The 15,666-nt window shown below is 76.1% G+C and carries 22 protein-coding genes; 14 read left to right on the top strand and 8 right to left on the bottom strand.

Annotation, left to right across the window (positions count from 1 at the left end; all coding sequences use genetic code 11):
• Positions 1-303, top strand: a 303-nt coding sequence (locus C8D89_RS27560) for a hypothetical protein (protein WP_207787467.1), incomplete at its 5' end; no start/stop codon positions are given.
• A 212-nt stretch (positions 304-515) separates the two neighbouring features.
• Positions 516-1,142, top strand: coding sequence for a pyridoxal 5'-phosphate synthase glutaminase subunit PdxT (pdxT, locus tag C8D89_RS27555; RefSeq protein WP_116711340.1), 627 nt, complete (start codon positions 516-518; stop codon positions 1,140-1,142).
• Here the strand turns inward: pdxT and C8D89_RS27550 are convergent.
• Positions 1,139-1,531, bottom strand: a complete 393-nt coding sequence (locus tag C8D89_RS27550; protein ID WP_116711339.1) for an SCO5389 family protein — start codon at positions 1,529-1,531, stop codon at positions 1,139-1,141. The two genes, pdxT and C8D89_RS27550, sit on opposite strands and share 4 nt — an antisense overlap.
• An 83-nt stretch (positions 1,532-1,614) precedes the next feature.
• Entirely contained in the window at positions 1,615-2,562 is a 948-nt protein-coding gene (locus tag C8D89_RS27545) for an ATP-binding protein (RefSeq protein ID WP_116711338.1), read from the bottom strand.
• A 90-nt stretch (positions 2,563-2,652) separates the two neighbouring features.
• Here C8D89_RS27545 and C8D89_RS27540 point away from each other — a divergent pair, with 90 nt between their 5' ends.
• The 3 genes from C8D89_RS27540 to C8D89_RS27530 all read left to right on the top strand — a co-directional run bounded on the left by C8D89_RS27540 (position 2,653) and on the right by C8D89_RS27530 (position 4,770).
• Positions 2,653-3,654 carry an LLM class flavin-dependent oxidoreductase gene (locus C8D89_RS27540; protein WP_243418433.1) on the top strand — a complete coding sequence of 334 codons (1,002 nt, stop codon included), beginning with the start codon at positions 2,653-2,655 and terminating at the stop codon, positions 3,652-3,654.
• A gap of 107 nt (positions 3,655-3,761) precedes the next feature.
• Positions 3,762-4,271 (top strand): SRPBCC family protein, encoded by a 510-nt coding sequence (locus C8D89_RS27535; protein ID WP_243418432.1) that lies wholly within the window; start codon positions 3,762-3,764, stop codon positions 4,269-4,271.
• A 7-nt stretch (positions 4,272-4,278) separates the two neighbouring features.
• Entirely contained in the window at positions 4,279-4,770 is a 492-nt protein-coding gene (locus tag C8D89_RS27530) for a winged helix-turn-helix transcriptional regulator (protein WP_243418431.1), read from the top strand.
• A 5-nt stretch (positions 4,771-4,775) separates the two neighbouring features.
• On the opposite strand, the gene C8D89_RS27525 is transcribed toward C8D89_RS27530, so the two are convergent.
• The 3 genes from C8D89_RS27525 to C8D89_RS27515 form a co-directional block, all read right to left on the bottom strand.
• Positions 4,776-5,249 carry an SRPBCC family protein gene (locus C8D89_RS27525; RefSeq protein WP_116711337.1) on the bottom strand — a complete coding sequence of 158 codons (474 nt, stop codon included), beginning with the start codon at positions 5,247-5,249 and terminating at the stop codon, positions 4,776-4,778.
• 68 nt (positions 5,250-5,317) lie between these two features.
• Positions 5,318-6,364 (bottom strand): PQQ-dependent sugar dehydrogenase, encoded by a 1,047-nt coding sequence (locus tag C8D89_RS27520; protein ID WP_207787466.1) that lies wholly within the window; start codon positions 6,362-6,364, stop codon positions 5,318-5,320.
• Between the two features lie 84 nt (positions 6,365-6,448).
• A complete protein-coding gene (locus tag C8D89_RS27515; RefSeq protein ID WP_279323409.1) occupies positions 6,449-6,982 on the bottom strand; it encodes a PaaI family thioesterase in 534 nt (177 codons plus the stop codon).
• Positions 6,983-7,056: 74 nt separating this feature from the next.
• On the opposite strand from C8D89_RS27515, the gene C8D89_RS27510 reads away from it, so the two are divergent.
• From C8D89_RS27510 to C8D89_RS27500, 3 genes are read left to right on the top strand one after another with little or no spacing between them, the layout of a single operon-like run.
• A complete protein-coding gene (locus C8D89_RS27510) occupies positions 7,057-7,818 on the top strand; it encodes a YebC/PmpR family DNA-binding transcriptional regulator (protein WP_116711347.1) in 762 nt (253 codons plus the stop codon).
• A 5-nt stretch (positions 7,819-7,823) separates the two neighbouring features.
• Complete coding sequence (locus tag C8D89_RS27505; protein ID WP_116711334.1) at positions 7,824-8,315, top strand: GNAT family N-acetyltransferase; 492 nt, start codon at positions 7,824-7,826, stop codon at positions 8,313-8,315.
• A gap of 6 nt (positions 8,316-8,321) precedes the next feature.
• Positions 8,322-9,323 carry an endonuclease/exonuclease/phosphatase family protein gene (locus C8D89_RS27500; RefSeq protein ID WP_116711333.1) on the top strand — a complete coding sequence of 334 codons (1,002 nt, stop codon included), beginning with the start codon at positions 8,322-8,324 and terminating at the stop codon, positions 9,321-9,323.
• On the opposite strand, the gene C8D89_RS27495 is transcribed toward C8D89_RS27500, so the two are convergent.
• A complete protein-coding gene (locus C8D89_RS27495; RefSeq protein ID WP_116711332.1) occupies positions 9,307-10,428 on the bottom strand; it encodes a DNA glycosylase AlkZ-like family protein in 1,122 nt (373 codons plus the stop codon). The genes C8D89_RS27500 and C8D89_RS27495 overlap by 17 nt on opposite strands.
• On the bottom strand, positions 10,425-10,691 hold the full coding sequence (locus C8D89_RS27490; protein WP_116711331.1) for an acylphosphatase: 267 nt from the start codon (positions 10,689-10,691) through the stop codon (positions 10,425-10,427). The genes C8D89_RS27495 and C8D89_RS27490 overlap by 4 nt, the downstream gene beginning before the upstream one ends.
• A gap of 90 nt (positions 10,692-10,781) precedes the next feature.
• On the opposite strand from C8D89_RS27490, the gene C8D89_RS27485 reads away from it, so the two are divergent.
• Positions 10,782-11,420: an alpha-ketoglutarate-dependent dioxygenase AlkB gene (locus C8D89_RS27485; protein WP_116711330.1), complete on the top strand. Its 639-nt coding sequence runs from the start codon at positions 10,782-10,784 to the stop codon at positions 11,418-11,420.
• Here C8D89_RS27485 and C8D89_RS27480 read toward each other — a convergent pair.
• Positions 11,417-11,887, bottom strand: a complete 471-nt coding sequence (locus C8D89_RS27480; protein WP_116711346.1) for a nuclear transport factor 2 family protein — start codon at positions 11,885-11,887, stop codon at positions 11,417-11,419. The two genes, C8D89_RS27485 and C8D89_RS27480, sit on opposite strands and share 4 nt — an antisense overlap.
• 107 nt (positions 11,888-11,994) lie before the next feature.
• On the opposite strand from C8D89_RS27480, the gene ruvC reads away from it, so the two are divergent.
• The 5 genes from ruvC (at position 11,995) to yajC (ending at position 15,634) form a co-directional block, all read left to right on the top strand.
• Positions 11,995-12,558, top strand: coding sequence for a crossover junction endodeoxyribonuclease RuvC (ruvC, locus tag C8D89_RS27475; RefSeq protein WP_116711329.1), 564 nt, complete (start codon positions 11,995-11,997; stop codon positions 12,556-12,558).
• Positions 12,555-13,373 carry an alpha/beta fold hydrolase gene (locus C8D89_RS27470; RefSeq protein ID WP_116711328.1) on the top strand — a complete coding sequence of 273 codons (819 nt, stop codon included), beginning with the start codon at positions 12,555-12,557 and terminating at the stop codon, positions 13,371-13,373. The genes ruvC and C8D89_RS27470 overlap by 4 nt, the downstream gene beginning before the upstream one ends.
• An 87-nt stretch (positions 13,374-13,460) precedes the next feature.
• Entirely contained in the window at positions 13,461-14,072 is a 612-nt protein-coding gene (gene ruvA / locus C8D89_RS27465; protein WP_116711327.1) for a Holliday junction branch migration protein RuvA, read from the top strand.
• Positions 14,069-15,139 (top strand): Holliday junction branch migration DNA helicase RuvB, encoded by a 1,071-nt coding sequence (ruvB, locus tag C8D89_RS27460; protein ID WP_116711326.1) that lies wholly within the window; start codon positions 14,069-14,071, stop codon positions 15,137-15,139. Before ruvA ends, ruvB begins: the two co-directional genes overlap by 4 nt.
• Before the next feature lie 69 nt (positions 15,140-15,208).
• Positions 15,209-15,634, top strand: a complete 426-nt coding sequence (gene yajC / locus C8D89_RS27455) for a preprotein translocase subunit YajC (RefSeq protein WP_116711325.1) — start codon at positions 15,209-15,211, stop codon at positions 15,632-15,634.
• The last annotated feature ends 32 nt before the right edge of the window (positions 15,635-15,666 follow it).

Genomic DNA, 15,666 nt, shown 5'->3' with positions numbered 1-15,666 from the left:
TTGGAGGCGGGGCGGGTGTCGTTGTCGCATGTGCGGGTGGTGATCGAGCAGACCGAGCAGTGCTCGCCGGGCTCGGCGCGGGAGGTGGATGCGGCATTGTGGTCGCGGCCGGGGCGGGAGCGTACGCCGGCGCAGTTGCGGGAGACGGTGCGTCGGCTGGTGGCGCGGGTGGCCGACGCCCAGCTCGCCGAGCTGTGCGACACCGCCGACCGCGAACCCACCGACCAGCACGTCGACCGGCAGGACGACCTCGACTGGCGCGAGCACGGCGCGCGACCCCGCGTCGGCGGATCTGCTGCGTGAAGTCCGGTCCGGAGCTGGGCGCTCACCGCCCCACACCGCGACGGGCTCGCCCAGCACGTCCCCGTCGACCATCGCGCCCAGACCCGGGACGAGCAGGCCGACGCCGGCACCGGAGCCCGCCGGCGCCTGACCTCCACGTCCTGCGGGCGTCGTCGACGTCCAGTCGACGTCCATCGGGATCGGCGACGGGCCGACGTTCCTACACTGGTGGTGTGAGTCCCCCCGTCGGCGTCCTGGCCCTGCAGGGCAACGTCCCCGAGCACCTCGACGCCCTGCGCGCCTGCGGCGCCGACGCGCGGCCGGTGCGCCGGCCCGCCGAGCTGGACGAGGTCGCCGGGCTCGTGCTGCCGGGCGGGGAGTCGACGACGCTGTCGAAGCTGCTCGAGGCGTTCGACCTGCTCGAGCCGCTGCGCGAGCGCCTGCGCGCCGGGATGCCGGCGTTCGGCTCGTGCGCGGGCATGATCCTGCTCGCCCGCGAGGCCGTGGACGGGCGCCCCGACCAGCACCAGCTCGGCGCCCTCGACATCACCGTGCGCCGCAACGCCTTCGGACGGCAGGTGCAGTCGTTCGAGGCCGACCTCGCCGTGACCGGGATCGCGGGCGGCCCGGTGCGCGCGGTGTTCATCCGCGCGCCGTGGGTGGAGTCGGTGGGCCGCGGCGTCGAGGTGCTCGCCCGCGTGCCCGGATCGGTGCCCGGCCCGGCGTCGGGCAAGGTCGTCGCCGTGCGCCAGGGTGCGGTGATGGCGACGGCGTTCCACCCGGAGCAGACCGGCGACGCCCGCCTGCACGACCTCTTCCTCCGCCGGGTCCGCGACACCGTGCTGGGCCTGACGAGCTAGCAGTCGCGTAGCTCGGGGCTCTGGTTGAGCAGCTGCCCGCGGGGCGAGGTGAACTCCCGGTACGTCACGCCGCCGACCGCCTCCGGCCGGAAGGCGGCGACGCGGTGGCAGTTCTGGAACGCGAGACGCACGCCGAAGTGGCGCTCGAGCCCGCCGCGGATGGCGTCCGAGGCGAGCGCGCGCAGCAGCTGGCCCCGCTCGGCCTCGCTGGGCGGCGGGACCTCGTGGTCGGCGAGCTCGCCGTCGGAGAGCTCGAGGTCCGCGACCACCGAGGAGATGACGGTCCAGGCGTAGGGCAGCGAGGTTCGCACGCAGTCGACGAACTCGGCGTCGGTGACCTCCCCGCGGGCGGCGCTGTCGAGCAGGTCGGGCGAGACGTCCAGGGACACGGTGACCTCCGTCGGCTCAGTTATCCGGCACCCCGAGCCAAGATCACGGCCGGGGACCGGGGCAATCGCCCGACGGGAGGTGCTCAGAGGGTGACGGTCTCGCGGCCCGGGACGAAGTCCGGGTCGATCTGCGCGGCGAGCGCAGGGCCCGCCCAGGCGTCGGCGTTGCGGCGGTGCATCGCGACGGCGTCGGCCTGGTAGCGCACCCAGTCCTTCTCGACGGCGTCGACCGCCGCGCGCAGATCGTCGAGCGCGGCGACGTTGGCCTCCTCGAGCCCGGCGACGTCACGCGAGGCGCCCCGGTCGCCGGCGCGGACGTGGGCCGAGCGTCCGAGCACGCCCACGAGGTCGTCGCCGACCTCGTCGCGCAGGTAGGCCGCGTCGTCGGCGTCGGACACCTTGTTGCCGACCACTGCCAGCCGCACGCCGAAGTCGCGGGCGTAGCCGGCGTACTGGCGGTACACGCCGACCGAGCGCTGGGTGGGCTCGCAGACCAGGAACGTGAGGTCGAAGCGGGTGAACAGCCCCGAGGCGAACGCGTCGGCGCCCGCGGTCATGTCGACCACGACGTACTCGCCCCGACCGTCGACCAGGTGGTTGAGCAGCAGCTCGACCGCGCCGGTCTTCGCGTGGAAGCACGCGACCCCGAGGTCGGCGTCGTCGAACGCCCCGGCCAGCCCGAGGCGGACGCCGGGCACGACCTCGCGGAGCGTCGCGTCCCACACCGGGTTGTCCTCGACGACGCGCAGCAGCCGGGACCCGTGCCCGGGCGGCGTCGTCTTGATCATCTGCTCCGGGGTGAAGCGCGGGTTGTCCCCGCGCAACCACTCCTTGATCAGCCCCAGGTGCGCCGGCAGCGTCGGCAGCGCCGCCGCGTCTGCCTCGCTCGCGCCCAGGGCGACGGCCAGGTGCTGGTTGATGTCGGCGTCGAGCGCGAGCACCGGGGCACCCGTCGCGGCCGCGCGCAGCGCGAACAGCGACGCGCAGGTGGTCTTCCCGCTGCCGCCCTTGCCGACGAACGCGACCTTCACTCGGAGCCCCTCTCGTGACGCTGCGCGGAACAGGTGATTACTCTAAGTCATGCACGGGCGTGCATGATCAGGCGGTCACCGTCGGGCAGGGTGGCGTGCGTGCGCCTCGGGCTCTTCCTCGTCTCGCCGCAGTGGCCGGGCCGTACCCACGGCGAGGCGCTCGCCGAGACGGTGCGGCTGGCGCGGCTGGCCGATCGCCTCGGCCTCGACGATGTGTGGCTCGCCGAGCACCACTTCGTCTCCTACGGCGTCTGCCCCTCGGCGGTCACGCTCGCCGGGCACCTCCTCGCGGGCACGGACCGCGTCGGCGTCGGGACCGCGGTGAGCGTCCTGCCCGTGACCCACCCGGTGGCCCTGGCCGAGCAGGCCGCGCTGCTCGACCAGCTCGCGCCCGGTCGCTTCACTCTCGGGGTGGGCCGCGGGGGACCGTGGAGGGAGCTGGTGGTGCAGGGCGGGGGCGCCGACCGCTTCGAGCGCGGGTTCGCCGAGGAGCTCGACGCCCTGCTCGGGGCGTGGCGCGACGAGACGGTCGCCGGACCCGGTCCGGTGCTGCCCTTCCCCGAGGTGGCGGTGGTGCCGCGGCCGGCGACGCCCGGCGGGCCGGCCGTGCGCGTCGCGGCGACGAGCGGAGCGACCGTGGACCTCGCCGCCGACCGCGGCCTACCGCTGCTGCTCGGGATGCACGCCGACGACACCGAGCGCGCTGCGATGGTGCGGCGCTGGGACGAGCGCGCCGGGCGGGCGGGGGCGCACGTCGGCGTCGGCATCGCGCACGTCGCCGACACCCACGCCGCGGCGCAGCGGTCCGTGCGCGACGCCCTGCCCGGCTGGCTCGGGCCGGGGCTGGCGGGGCACGTGCGTGCGGACGGAGCGGAACGCACCCTGCGCGATCCCGTCGCCTACACCGACCTGCTCTGCCGGCTGCACCCCGTGGGCACGGTCGACGACGTCGCCGAGCGCGTCGCCGCCACCGCCGCGGCCACGGGGCTCGAGCACCTCGCGCTCATGGTCCAGACCACCGGCGACCCCGCCCGCACCACCGCGACCGTCGAGGCCCTCGCCGCCCTTCGTGAGCGGAGCTCCCGCCTGTAGCCGGCGCCTGTAGCCGGGAATTCGCTCCCGTGGGTCCTGGGTCTCGCGGGCGGACCCAGCTGGCACTAGGCTCCGCGTCCACCCGTCACGAGCTCCTGGGAGTGCCGGTGCGCTACGCCGAGGGCCCCACCGCCGAGGCCGCCGTCCACGTCGAGGCGCCGCCCGCGCGGGTGTGGCCGCTGGTGAGCGACATCGCGGTCGTGGCCGAGACCTCCGAGGAGCTCCAGGAGGCGCAGTGGCTGCCCGCCCCGGACGGGCCCGCCGAGGGGGACGCGCCGGCGGTCGGCCACCGCTTCCGCGGCCGCAACGCCCACCCGCAGGTGGGGGAGTGGGAGACCGTCTCGGAGGTCGTCGAGTGCGACGAGGAGCGCGCGTTCGCGTGGGCCGTCACGGACCCCGCGAACCCCACCGCGCTCTGGCGCTTCACGCTCAGACCGGTCGCGGGCGGCACCGAGCTGCGGCAGCGGGCCCGCATGGGGCCGGGGCCGTCGAACCTCACCACGGTCATCGAGCGCATGCCCGACAAGGAGGAGCGCCTCGTCGCGGGCCGGCTGCGCGAGTGGCAGCAGGGCATCGAACGCACGCTGGCCGGCATCAAGCAGCGGGCCGAGTCGTGAGGCGGGCGTGAGCACCGCCCCGTCCTGGCGCGAGCTGGACAGCGCGACCTGCTCGATCGCCCGGACGATGGCCGTGCTCGGCGAGCCGTGGACGGTGCTCGTCGTGCGGGATCTCCTGGGCGGTGTCCGGCGCTTCGACGACCTCGTCGCCCACCTCGGGATCGCCCGCACCGTGCTCTCCCGGCGCCTGGCCGTGCTCGCCGAGGCCGGGCTGGTGGAGACGGCCGAGTACCGCGAGCCGGGCCGGCGGGTGCGCCACGAGTACCGCCCGACCGCCGCGTGCCACGACCTGCGCCCGGTCCTGCTGTCGCTGATGGCGTGGGGCGACCGCCACCGTGCCGGGCCGGCGGGCCCGCCGGTCGTGGTGCGCCACGACGGCTGCGGGGCGCCGGTGGAGCTGGTGGCGGAGTGCGCCGCCGGACACCGCCTCGCCGCGGACGACCGGATGCGCACGACGCCCGGCCCGGGGGCACGCCCGGCCCCCGGCGCCGACGGCTGACGATCTCAGGAGGCCGCCTCGGCCACCCTGTCGATCGTCTGCTCCATCTGCTCCTCGGTGACGAAGGGGAAGAAGCCTCGGAACTGGTCGTCCTCGACGCCGCTCCAGTCGTAGACCTGGGTGACCTCGGTGCCGTTGCCCGCGGGCTCGAGCTTCCAGGTCCAGGTGTGGCCCTTGACCCGGACGTCCCCGAGCTTGTCGGTGTAGCCGTCGAGGGGGTGCGCCTGCGGCGACCAGCCGATCTCGCGGTCCTGCACGAAGCTCGTGACGGTGTTGAGCATCTGGTAGTCGCCGAGCGCGTCGTTGCGCATGTTCATGACGAACTGGTCGCCCACCCCGGTGAGCGTGGCGTTGCCCTCGACGCCCTGGATCATGCCCGCGCCGTCGAACTCGTGGTGACGGGCCGGGGTGGCGAGCAGGGCGAAGATCCGGTCGGGCCTCGCGTCGACGGTCCGGGTGACGGTGACGTTCTCGCTCATGGGTCCTCTCCGCTGGGTCGGTACGCCGTCCACCTGCCCGGCGGACCGCCCCGCAAAACGGTTGGGTCCTACCGACCGGACGGTGCGAGCCGGTAGACCGCGCCGGCCCCGTCGTCGGTGACGTACACGGCGCCGTCGGGCTCGGGGACCGCGGCCACCGGCCGGCCCCAGCGGGAGCCGTCGGGCGCCTGGAAACCGCCGACGAGGGTGCGCTGGCCACCGAGCTCGCCGTTCTGCCACGGGTAGAACGACACCTCCGGCGCGCGCGGCGGGCGGTCGTGGGGGAAGGGGATGTCGTCGCGGTTGTTGACCGCGGTCCACAGCGCGCCGTCGGGGGCGATCGCCAGGCCGGTGCCGTTGCGCACGCCGCGGGCATAGGGCTCGGCCGGCCCGCCGCCCGGTGGCACGCGCAGGATCGCCGCGCGCTGCGGGGTGGCCTCGCGGTCGGCCGGGGAGACGTTGCCGGTGGAGCCGACGGACACGTAGACCGCGCCGTCCGGGCCCACGGCGACGCTCTTGAGGGCGTGGGCGTAGGCGCCGCCCAGCTCGGGGCTGCGGGCGTCGGGCAGGTCCTCGACGACCGCGGTGGGCGTGCCGAGCGTCGTGCCCTCGTAGGGGTAGGAGCGCACGGCGTTGCTCTCGGCGACGTAGAGCGTGCTGCCCGAGAACGCGAGGCCGTGGGGCTGGGTCAGGCCGCTGACCAGCGTCGTCGTGGTCGGGCCCCTCGGCCCGGGCGCGAGGCGGACGACCTCGCCGGCACCGGGGCGCGAGACGAGCAGGGCGCCGTCGGGCGCGAACGCCGCCAGGCGCGCGCCGTCGACGCGGGCCCATACCGCGACCGACCACCCGTCGGGCACGAGTGCCCGCCGCGGGGTGTCGAACGGCGCCGCGCCCAGCCCGGGCGGCACGATCACGGGCGCCTCGACCAGGCCCTGGGTGGCGGCGCCGGCCGGCGCGGGGCCGCCGCCGGCCGGCTCGGCCGAGGCCGTCCGCGCCGGGTCCGGGAGACCGGCCGGCGCGGGAGCCCCGCCCTGACCGCAGGCGGCCCCGAGGCCGAGGAGCAGGACCGTCACCCCCGTGGTGACGGTGCGCGTCACGCGGCGCTGCGCGGGCATGGCGGCCTCCCGTCGACGGCATCCGGACCACCCGGGGGTCCCCCGGAGCCCCCCACAGCCGCTGTGACGTCGGCCTCGCGGGCCTCAGCCGCGCAGGATCAGGCAGCTCGACGTCGCCTCGGCGACCAGGCGCCCGGCGCCGTCGACGAGCTCGGCACGGGCAAGCGCGGTGCTGCGTCCGGCGTGCACGACGTACCCGGTGGCGCGGCTGGTCCCGGAGTCGGCGGTCAGGCGACGCAGGAACTTCACCGAGAGGTCGAGGCTGGTGTAGCCGACGCCGGCCTCCAGGGTGCTGTGCACCGCGCACCCGGCCGCCGAGTCCAGCAGCGTGGCGTAGATGCCGCCGTGCACCGATCCGATCGGGTTGTAGTGGTACTCGGCCGGCTCGACGGTGAACACCACGCGTCCGTGCTCGACCGACTCCACGCCGGCGCCGACCAAGGTCATGATCGGCGGGGGCGGCAGCGTCCCGTCCGCCATCGCCTGCAGGAACGCCAGGCCGTCGCGCTCCGTCGCCGCGGCGGCGAGGGTCCCCGGGTCGGACCAGCTGTGGGTGCGCTCGCGCGTCGTGACGTCCATGCCGCTCCCCTGGGTATTGAATCCGGACTCAGCCTCCACGGCACCGTACCGTCCCCTCGGGCGGCCAGGGCCCTCGGTAGGATGGACCGCTGCGAGACGAAGGGCGGGTGACGATGAGCGGCCACTCCAAGTGGGCGACCACCAAGCACAAGAAGGCCGTGGTCGACGCCAAGCGCGGCAAGATGTTCGCCAAGCTGATCAAGAACATCGAGGTCGCCGCGCGCACCGGCGGCGGGGACCCGGCCGCGAACCCGACGCTCTACGACGCCATCCAGAAGGCGAAGAAGACCTCGGTGCCCAACGACAACATCGACCGCGCGGTCAAGCGCGGCTCGGGCGCCGAGGCCGGCGGGGCCGACTACCAGGCGATCACCTACGAGGGCTACGCCCCGGGCGGGGTGGCCGTGCTCGTGGAGTGCCTCACCGACAACAAGAACCGCGCCGCCGGCGAGGTCCGCACGGCCATGAACCGCAACGGCGGGCAGATGGCGGACCCGGGCTCGGTCGCCTACCTGTTCAACCGCAAGGGCGTCGTCATCGTCCCCAAGGAGCAGTCCTCGGGCGACCTCGCCGAGGACGACCTGCTGCTCGCCGTGCTCGAGGCCGGTGCCGAGGAGGTCAACGACCTCGGCGAGAGCTTCGAGGTGCTGTGCGAGGCCGGCGACCTCGTGACCGTGCGCACCGCCCTGCAGGACGGCGGCATCGACTACGACTCGGCCGAGGTGTCGTTCGTGCCGTCGATGAACGTCGAGGTCGACGCCGACGGCGCTCGCAAGGTGCTGCGGATCATCGACGCGCTCGAGGACTCCGACGACGTCCAGAACGTCTACTCCAACTTCGACGCCTCCGACGAGGTCATGGCCGAGGTCGGCTGAGAGCCGTGACCACCGCCCCGTGCGTCGTCGCCGCGCTGACCGTGGCCGACGCCGGGGAGGCGCTGACCGTGCAGTACGCGGCCTACCTCTCCGAAGGACGCCGCTACGGCACGACCGGAATCCCGCCGCTGCGCGAGACCGTCGCGGAGCTCGCCGCCGATCTCGAACGCGCCGACGTGCGCGCCTTCGGCGCCTGGGCGGGGGTGCGGCTGGTGGGCTCGGTGCGGCTGCGGGGCGAGCGGGTGGGCACAGGCTCGGGGTGCGCGGAGCTGGCCCGGTTCTCGGTCGCACCCGACGTCCAGGGCCACGGCATCGGCCGGGCACTGATGGAGCGGGCGCACGCCGAGCTGGCCACGGGCGACGTCACGTGGCTGGTCACGGGTGCGCGCAGCGAGGAGAACCTGCGGCTCTACCGGCGCGCCGGCTACGAGGAGACCGGACGGCTCTCCGACGCCGCGGGCGTCGAGCTGTTGCGTCTCGAGCGCCTGGCGCCCTGACGCCGCGTGGCGACCGTCCTGCGCCGCCTCGTGAGCGGCGTGCTGTGGCTCGGCGCCGCGGTCGCGGCCCTCTGGGTGCCGTTCTGGTGGTGGGCGCCGATCGCGCCGCCGGAGGCCTTCGCCCTGCTGGCCCTCACCCCGGTGGCGGCGGCCCTCGCGCTCGCCGTGGGCGTCGTCGCGCTCGTGCTGCGGCGGCGGGCGGCGGGGGCCGTCGCGCTGGTCGCGGGCCTGGTGCTCGCCGCGGTGGTGGTGCCGCGGGCGGTCGACGACCGCGACCCCGGGGGCGCGCCCGGCCCGGGACGCGCGCCCGTGGTCGTCGCGACCGTGAACCTGCAGTTCGGACGCGGCGACCCGGCGGCGGTGACGGCGCTGGTCCGCGAGCAGCGCGTCGACGTGCTCGGGCTGCAGGAGGTGACCCCGGAGGCCGAGCAGCGGCTGGTCGCGGCCGGGCTGCGCGCGGAGCTCCCGTTCACCGAGTCGGCGGCCCGTCCGGGTGCCGGCGGCACGGCGATCGTGTCGAGGCACCCGCTCGTGCCGTCGGGGCTGACGCTGCGACCGGGCGAGTTCTCGCAGGTCACGGCTCGGGTGCTCGCGCCCGCGGGTCCGGTCGACGTCGTCGTCGCGCACCCCGAGGCGCCGGTCTTCCGCGGTGACCCCGCCGGCTGGGCCCGGGAGATCGCCGACCTGCCCGCTCCGGCGCCCGCGGGGGGAACGGCGCGGCTGGTGCTCGGCGACCTCAACGCCACCCTCGACCACCGCCCGCTGCGCCGCCTCCTCGCCGACGGGACGTGGCGCGACGCGGGCGCGTCGCTGGGCGCGGGCCTGCGGGGCACGTGGCCGACCGACGGCGTCCTGCCGCCGTTCGCGGCGATCGACCACGTGCTGGTGTCCGGGCCGGCGACGCCGACCGGGCTCGTGATCCGGCGCCTGCCGACGACCGACCACGCGGGGCTCGTGGTGACGCTGCTCGTGCGCGACGGGCGCGCCGGCGTCACGCCGGGAGCGTGAGCGGGCGCCCCAGCACCCGGCTCCACACCGCGCGCTCGCCCTCCAGCGCGGCGGACGGGACCGGGTCGGCGAACGGGGTCACGACGAGCCGGTCCTCCTCGGCGCTCCACGTGCCCACGGCGCGCCCGGCGTCCAGCACGACGGGGGCGATCCAGCCCGCGGCGCGGCTGACCGCACGCCGGTGCTCCGGGGGCACGAGGTCCGGGTCGGCGGTGCCTGCGCCGAGCACGTAGGGGTCGAAGGGGCCGAGCAGGCGCAGGCCGGGGGGCGAGGCGCCGGCGAGATCGGTGAGGTCGTCGAGGTCGACGGTGCGCGCGTACCGGACCTCGCCGTCGACCGTGACCTCGGTGAGCGAGCCGGCGTCGCGCAGGTCGGCGAACCAGCGCCGCAGCCGCGCCTTCGGTGTCCCGCCCCGCAGCAGCCAGGCGTCGAACGCCGTGGCGGTCGCGGGGCCGTGCGCGGCGAGGAAGGCGGGGACGACCGTGCGGGCGGCCTCGTCGGGGTCCGGGAGGCCCGGCCAGCCCGGCACGAGCACGCCCGGGCTGGTGAAGGTCACGCGCGACCCGGCGGGCGGACCGTGGCAGAGCAGGCCCTGCCACGCGAGCGGCTTGAGCAGCGCGCCCCAGCCCGACCCGAGCGCCTCGGCGAGCCCGGCGTCGCGGGTGTGCGCGACGAGGGCCGACGTGAGCTCCTCGCGGGTGAGGACGGCGTCGGCGAGCACCTCGGCCGCGGCCGCCGCGAGCGCGCTCATCTGGGCGGCGGTGGCGAACTCGCGCTGCCAGGCGCCCTTGTCCCAGGTGCGCGCCGCGGCGAGCAGGGCCAGCACGGCGGGGGCCTGGTCGGCGGCGAGCAGGTGCAGGGTGCCGCGCACCGACCACGTCCGCAGCAGCGTCCCCGCCGCCAGCGCGGCCTCGACCGTGCCGTCGTCGGCCGTGCCGCCCGCCGTCCGCGCGGCGACGGCCTGCGCCGCTGCCGAGGGCACCTGGGCCTGGACGCCGACCAGCCGCCGGGCGACGTCGACCGGACCGGCGCCGTCGCGGTCGACGACGCCCTGCCGGCGCAGGCGGAAGGCGCGGACCTGCGCGGGCGGGACCGCGGGCGTCACGCCTGCTCGAACGAGCTCAGCCCCTGCGGCTCGGTGTCGGTGACGTCGACGTCGGTCACCTCGGCGGCCGACGGACCCTGCCGGGCCCAGCCGACCATGCGCTCGACGGCGTCGTCGTCGCCCTCGACGAGCATCTCCACGCTGCCGTCGTCCCGGTTCCGCACCCACCCGGCGATCCCGAGGTCGGTCGCGGCGTCCTGGGCCGCCGAGCGGAAGTTGACGCCCTGCACGCGGCCGCTGACGACGATGTGCTTGCTGGTCATCTCTGCCCTCCGGGCCCGTGCGTGCTCTCCCGCGCCCTGGCACGGGAAAGCACTCACACCTCGAATCGAACGTGTGTTCTACTGGCGGGGATGACCGTGGCCTGGACACCCTCGCTCTTCGGCGGAGGCGACACCGCCGGGAACCCTGCTGTGGATCCCGCGGTCGTCCCGCGCCGCATCGTGCTGGACGACCGCTCGTGGGTCGACCTCGCCCCCGCCTGGATCACCGGCGCGGACGCGTGGTTCGACGCGATCACCGCGGAGGCGCCGTGGGGCCAGCGGCAACGTCGCATGTACGACCCAGCCAGGAGAGAGGCAAGCACCGTGATCGAGCCGCGACTGACCTGCGGCTGGCGGGTGGAGGAGGCCCCCGACCCGGCGCCGGCGGTCGCCGCCGTGCTCTCCGCACGCTACGGCGTGCGGTTCGACCGCGTCGCGTGCAACTTCTACCGCGACGGCCAGGACTCCGTGGCCTGGCACGGCGACCGCGTCCGCTTCACCCACGAGGCGCCGATCGTCGCGATCGTCTCGCTCGGCGCGCCGCGGCGGTTCGGGCTGCGGCCGCTCGGCGGCGGCGCGGCGACGCGCCTGACCGTCGCGGGCGGCGACCTGCTGGTCATGGGCGGGCGGTGCCAGCACGAGTGGCAGCACACCGTGCCGAAGTGGCCCGGCGCCGGGCCCCGGGTCAGCGTCACGTTCCGCCACGACGACCCGGGGCCGCGCCCCTAGATCGGAATCTCGCTGGTGTCCCCGTCGGGACGCGGACCGTGGATGCGCCGCTGGGACTCCTCGATGCGCAGATCGTTGATGCTCGCCTCGCGCCGCGCCATCAGCCCGTTGGGCGCGAACTCCCAGTTCTCGTTGCCGTAGCAGCGCCACCACTGCCCGTCGGCGTCGCGGCACTCGTACTGGAAGCGCACGGCGATGCGGTGCCCGGCGTAGGTCCACAGCGCCTTGCGCAGGGCGTAGTCCCGCTCGCGCTCCCACTTGCGGGTCAGGAACGCGACGACCTCCTCGCGCCCGGTGAGCCACTCGTCGCGGTTCCGCCACACCGTGTCCAGGGTGTACGCGAGCGCGACCTTCTCCGGGTCACGGGTGTTCCAGGCGTTCTCCGCGGCCAGCACCTTCGCCCGCGCCGACTCCTCGTCGAACGGCGGGAACGGCGGGCGGGGCTCCTCGCTCGGGGGACGGGTCACGGCGGCCTCCTTGTCGGTGCCCGGGTGCTGGCGGGGCCAGCATGCCGACACACCGAGCCGGGGACGAGCGCGGGTGATCGGCGCCCCGGCCCGTAGCGTCCGGGGCCATGCGGGTGCTGGGCGTGGACCCCGGGCTGACGCGCTGCGGCCTCGGCGTCGTCGAGGGCGGTGGGGGCCGCGCGGTGCACGCCGTGGCCGTGGACGTCGTGCGCACCCCGCCCGGGGAGGCGGTGGCGCAGCGGCTCGCCGCCGTGGCCGACGCCGTCGAGGGATGGATCGCCGAGCACCGCCCGGACGTCATCGCCGTCGAGCGGGTGTTCGCCCAGCACAACGTGCGCACGGTCATGGGCACCGCACAGGTCAGCGGGGTCGTGGCCCTGGTCGCGGGCCGCGCCGGACTGCCCGTCGCCTTCCACACGCCCAGCGAGGTCAAGGCCGCGGTCACCGGCTCGGGGCGGGCGGGCAAGGAGCAGGTGACGGCGATGGTCACCCGGGTGCTCTCGCTCGGCGCCGCCCCGCGACCCGCCGACGCCGCCGACGCCCTCGCGCTCGCCGTCTGCCACTGCTGGCGCGCGCCGATGCTCGCGCGCATGGCCGAGGCGGAGGTGCGGGCCGCCGAGGTCGCGAAGCACCACCGCGCCCGCCTCGCCGCGGCCCGCCGGGCGCGGTGAGCACCACCCACGTCGTCTCCGCCGACGGCACGCGCCTCGCCGTCGAGACCCTCGGCGAGGGCGCGCCGCTGGTCCTCACGCCGGGCGCGCTGCAGGACCGGGCGAGCATGCGGCTGCTCGCGCAGGCCCTGGCCGACCGGGCGACCGTGCACCTCTGGGACCGGCGCGGCCGCGGGGACAGCGGCGGCGCGCCCGACCCGGCGCGCGATCCCCTGGGCCCCGACGGGGACGCGCTGGTCGCGACCGAGGTCGCCGACCTCGCCGCGGTCTGCGCGTACGCCGGCGGCACCCCGGCGCACTACGGGCACTCGGCGGGCGCCGTGCTCGTCGTCGAGGCGGCGCTGCGGGGCGTGCCCGCGGCGCGGATCGTCGCCCACGAGCCGCCGTGGCGCCGCGACGACGAGAGCCCCGGCCCCCGCTGCGCCCTCGCCGACGCCACGATGACCGCCCTGCGCGCCGGGAGCACCGACGGCGCCGCGGCGGCCTTCCTCGAGGGCTTCCCGGCGGCCGCGCCTGCGCCGGTCGAGCGCCTGCGCGTGACGCCCTTCTGGCCGCGGACTGCGGCGCTGGCGGTGGCGCTGCCGCACGATGTGGCGCTGATCTGCCGCGACCCGCTGCCGATCGACCGGCTCGCGGGCCTCGCGGCACCGCTGCTCGCCGTCGACGGCGGCGCGAGCCCCGCCTGGATGGCGGCGACGGTCGGCGCCCTGGCCGCGGCCGTGCCGGGGGCGCGGCGGCGCACCCTGCCCGGGCAGGGGCACGTCGTCGCCCCGACGGTGCTGGCCCCGGTGCTCGCGGAGTTCCTGGCGCGGTGAGGGCGCGCGCGGCGGTCCCCGGGAGCGTCGGGGGTGGCCGGTAGCCTTCGAACGCGTGTTCGCGAGCGGGGTCGGGAGGGACGTGCGGTGATCTCGTCGGTGCGGGGTGAGGTCCTGTCGGTCGGGCTCGACCACGCGGTGGTCGAGGTCGGCGGGGTCGGCCTGGCGGTGCAGGCCACACCGTCCACGCTCGCGCGCCTGCGCCGGGGGCAGGCCGCCCGGCTCGACACCGCCCTGGTCGTCCGCGAGGACTCGCTGACGCTCTTCGGTTTCGCCGACGCGGCCGAGCGCGAGCTGTTCGGCCTGCTCCAGACGGTCTCCGGCGTCGGTCCGCGGCTCGCGCTCGCCACGCTGGCGGTGCTCGACCCCCAGGCGCTGTCGACCGCGCTCGCCGACGGCAACCTCACGACGCTGATGAGCGTGCCGGGCATCGGGCGCAAGGGCGCCGAGCGGCTGGTGGTCGAGCTGCGCGACAAGGTGGCCCCCGCCGCGCCCGGCGACGCCGGCGCCGGCGAGCCGCCCGCCTCGCCGGTCGCCGCGGGCACGCTGCGCGACCAGGTGGTCGAGGCGCTGGTCGGTCTCGGTTTCGCGGCCAGGCCGGCGGAGAAGGCCGTCGACGAGGTGCTCGGTGCCGGCGGGCCCTCCGACTCGTCGGCCGTGCTGCGCGCCGCCCTCACCCGTCTCGGGCCGTCGCGATGAGCGAGCACGACCTGGAGAACAGCCTCCAGCGCGCCCTGGACGCCACGGCCGAGGACGGCGAGGGCGACCTCGAGAACAGGCTGCGCCCCGCGCGCCTGGACGAGTTCATCGGCCAGCCCCGGGTGCGCGAGCAGCTCGACCTGGTGCTCCAGGGCGCGCTGCGCCGCGGCCGCCCGCCGGACCACGTCCTGCTCTCCGGGCCGCCCGGCCTGGGCAAGACCAGCCTGGCCATGATCATCGGGGCGGAGCTGGGCAGCGCCGTGCGCATCACCTCGGGGCCGGCGCTGGAGCGCGCGGGAGACCTCGCGGCGATGCTGTCGAACCTCGTCGAGGGCGACGTGCTGTTCATCGACGAGATCCACCGCACGGCCCGCCCGGCCGAGGAGATGCTCTACCTGGCGATGGAGGACTTCCGGGTCGACGTCGTGGTCGGCAAGGGCCCGGGCGCGACGTCGATCCCGCTGGACGTCGCGCCGTTCACGCTGGTCGGGGCGACCACGCGGGCGGGCGCGCTCACGGGCCCGCTGCGCGACCGCTTCGGGTTCACCGGGCACATGGAGTTCTACGAGCCGTCCGACCTCGAGCAGGTGCTCACCCGCAGCGCCCGCATCCTCGACGTCGTGCTGCGCCCCGACGGCGCGCGCGAGATCGCCCGCCGGTCCCGCGGCACGCCGCGCATCGCCAACCGCCTGCTGCGCCGGGTGCGCGACTACGCCGAGGTCCGCGCCGACGGCACCGTCACGCGCGAGGTCGCCCGGGCGGCGCTGGCGGTCTACGACGTCGACGAGCTCGGACTCGACCGGCTCGACCGCGCCGTGCTCGCCGCCCTCGTGCGCTCCTTCGGCGGTGGGCCGGTGGGGGTGTCCACGCTGGCCGTCGCGGTGGGGGAGGAGCCCGGCACGGTCGAGGAGGTGTGTGAGCCCTACCTCGTGCGCGCGGGGATGCTCGCCCGCACGCCGCGGGGACGCGTCGCCACCGCCGCGGCCTGGCGCCACCTCGGCGAGGAACCGCCGCCGGCGGGGCCGGACGCGGGCGACGGCCGGGGCCAGGGGACCCTGTTCGGCTGAGCTGGCAGACTCGGAAACGGACACACGCGGGACGCACCAGCGCCGCGCCCGCTCGGTGATCGGAGAACGATGGACCTGATCTTCCCCCTGCTCATCCTGTTCATGATCGGTCTGGTGTTCATGTCCAGCCGGCAGCGCAAGAAGCAGGAGAACCAGCAGAAGGACCTGCAGAACAGCCTCCACGTCGGCGACGTCGTCGTCATGACGTCGGGCATCAGCGGCACGGTGGTCGACGTCGACGACGAGCGCACCATCGACCTCGAGATCGCCCCGGACGTCGTCACGACGTGGCTTCGCGCCGCGGTGCGCGAGAAGCTGGTGGCCGAGGACGCCGTCGAGGAGGTCGACGACGACGTGGTGCCCGGGTCCTCGGTGCCCACCGCCTCGACGCCGGGCGTCGAGGCCCCGGCGACGAACACGACGGACGCCACGGACACGACGAAGGACGCCACGGCGGACACGAAGGACACCGTGTCCCGCCCGCGCTCGTCCTGACGTTCCCGGGGCAGGGCGCCGCCGGGGCCGTC

It is taken from the genome of Actinomycetospora cinnamomea, assembly GCF_003096675.1.
GTDB classification, from domain to species: Bacteria; Actinomycetota; Actinomycetes; order Mycobacteriales; family Pseudonocardiaceae; genus Actinomycetospora; species Actinomycetospora cinnamomea.
Note: the sequence above shows the minus strand (reverse complement) of the source record. Positions and strands in the feature narration are given on the sequence as shown.

What these genes read in the sequence shown, in the direction of transcription:
- C8D89_RS27510 (WP_116711347.1), top strand. Translation starts at nt 7,057, where the DNA reads ATGAGCGGCCACTCCAAGTGGGCGACCACCAAGCACAAGAAGGCCGTG.
- ruvC (WP_116711329.1), top strand. Translation starts at nt 11,995, where the DNA reads ATGCGGGTGCTGGGCGTGGACCCCGGGCTGACGCGCTGCGGCCTCGGC.
- C8D89_RS27485 (WP_116711330.1), top strand. Translation starts at nt 10,782, where the DNA reads ATGACCGTGGCCTGGACACCCTCGCTCTTCGGCGGAGGCGACACCGCC.
- C8D89_RS27490 (WP_116711331.1), bottom strand. Translation starts at nt 10,691, where the DNA reads ATGACCAGCAAGCACATCGTCGTCAGCGGCCGCGTGCAGGGCGTCAAC.
- ruvB (WP_116711326.1), top strand. Translation starts at nt 14,069, where the DNA reads ATGAGCGAGCACGACCTGGAGAACAGCCTCCAGCGCGCCCTGGACGCC.
- yajC (WP_116711325.1), top strand. Translation starts at nt 15,209, where the DNA reads ATGGACCTGATCTTCCCCCTGCTCATCCTGTTCATGATCGGTCTGGTG.
- C8D89_RS27520 (WP_207787466.1), bottom strand. Translation starts at nt 6,364, where the DNA reads ATGCCCGCGCAGCGCCGCGTGACGCGCACCGTCACCACGGGGGTGACG.
- C8D89_RS27525 (WP_116711337.1), bottom strand. Translation starts at nt 5,249, where the DNA reads ATGAGCGAGAACGTCACCGTCACCCGGACCGTCGACGCGAGGCCCGAC.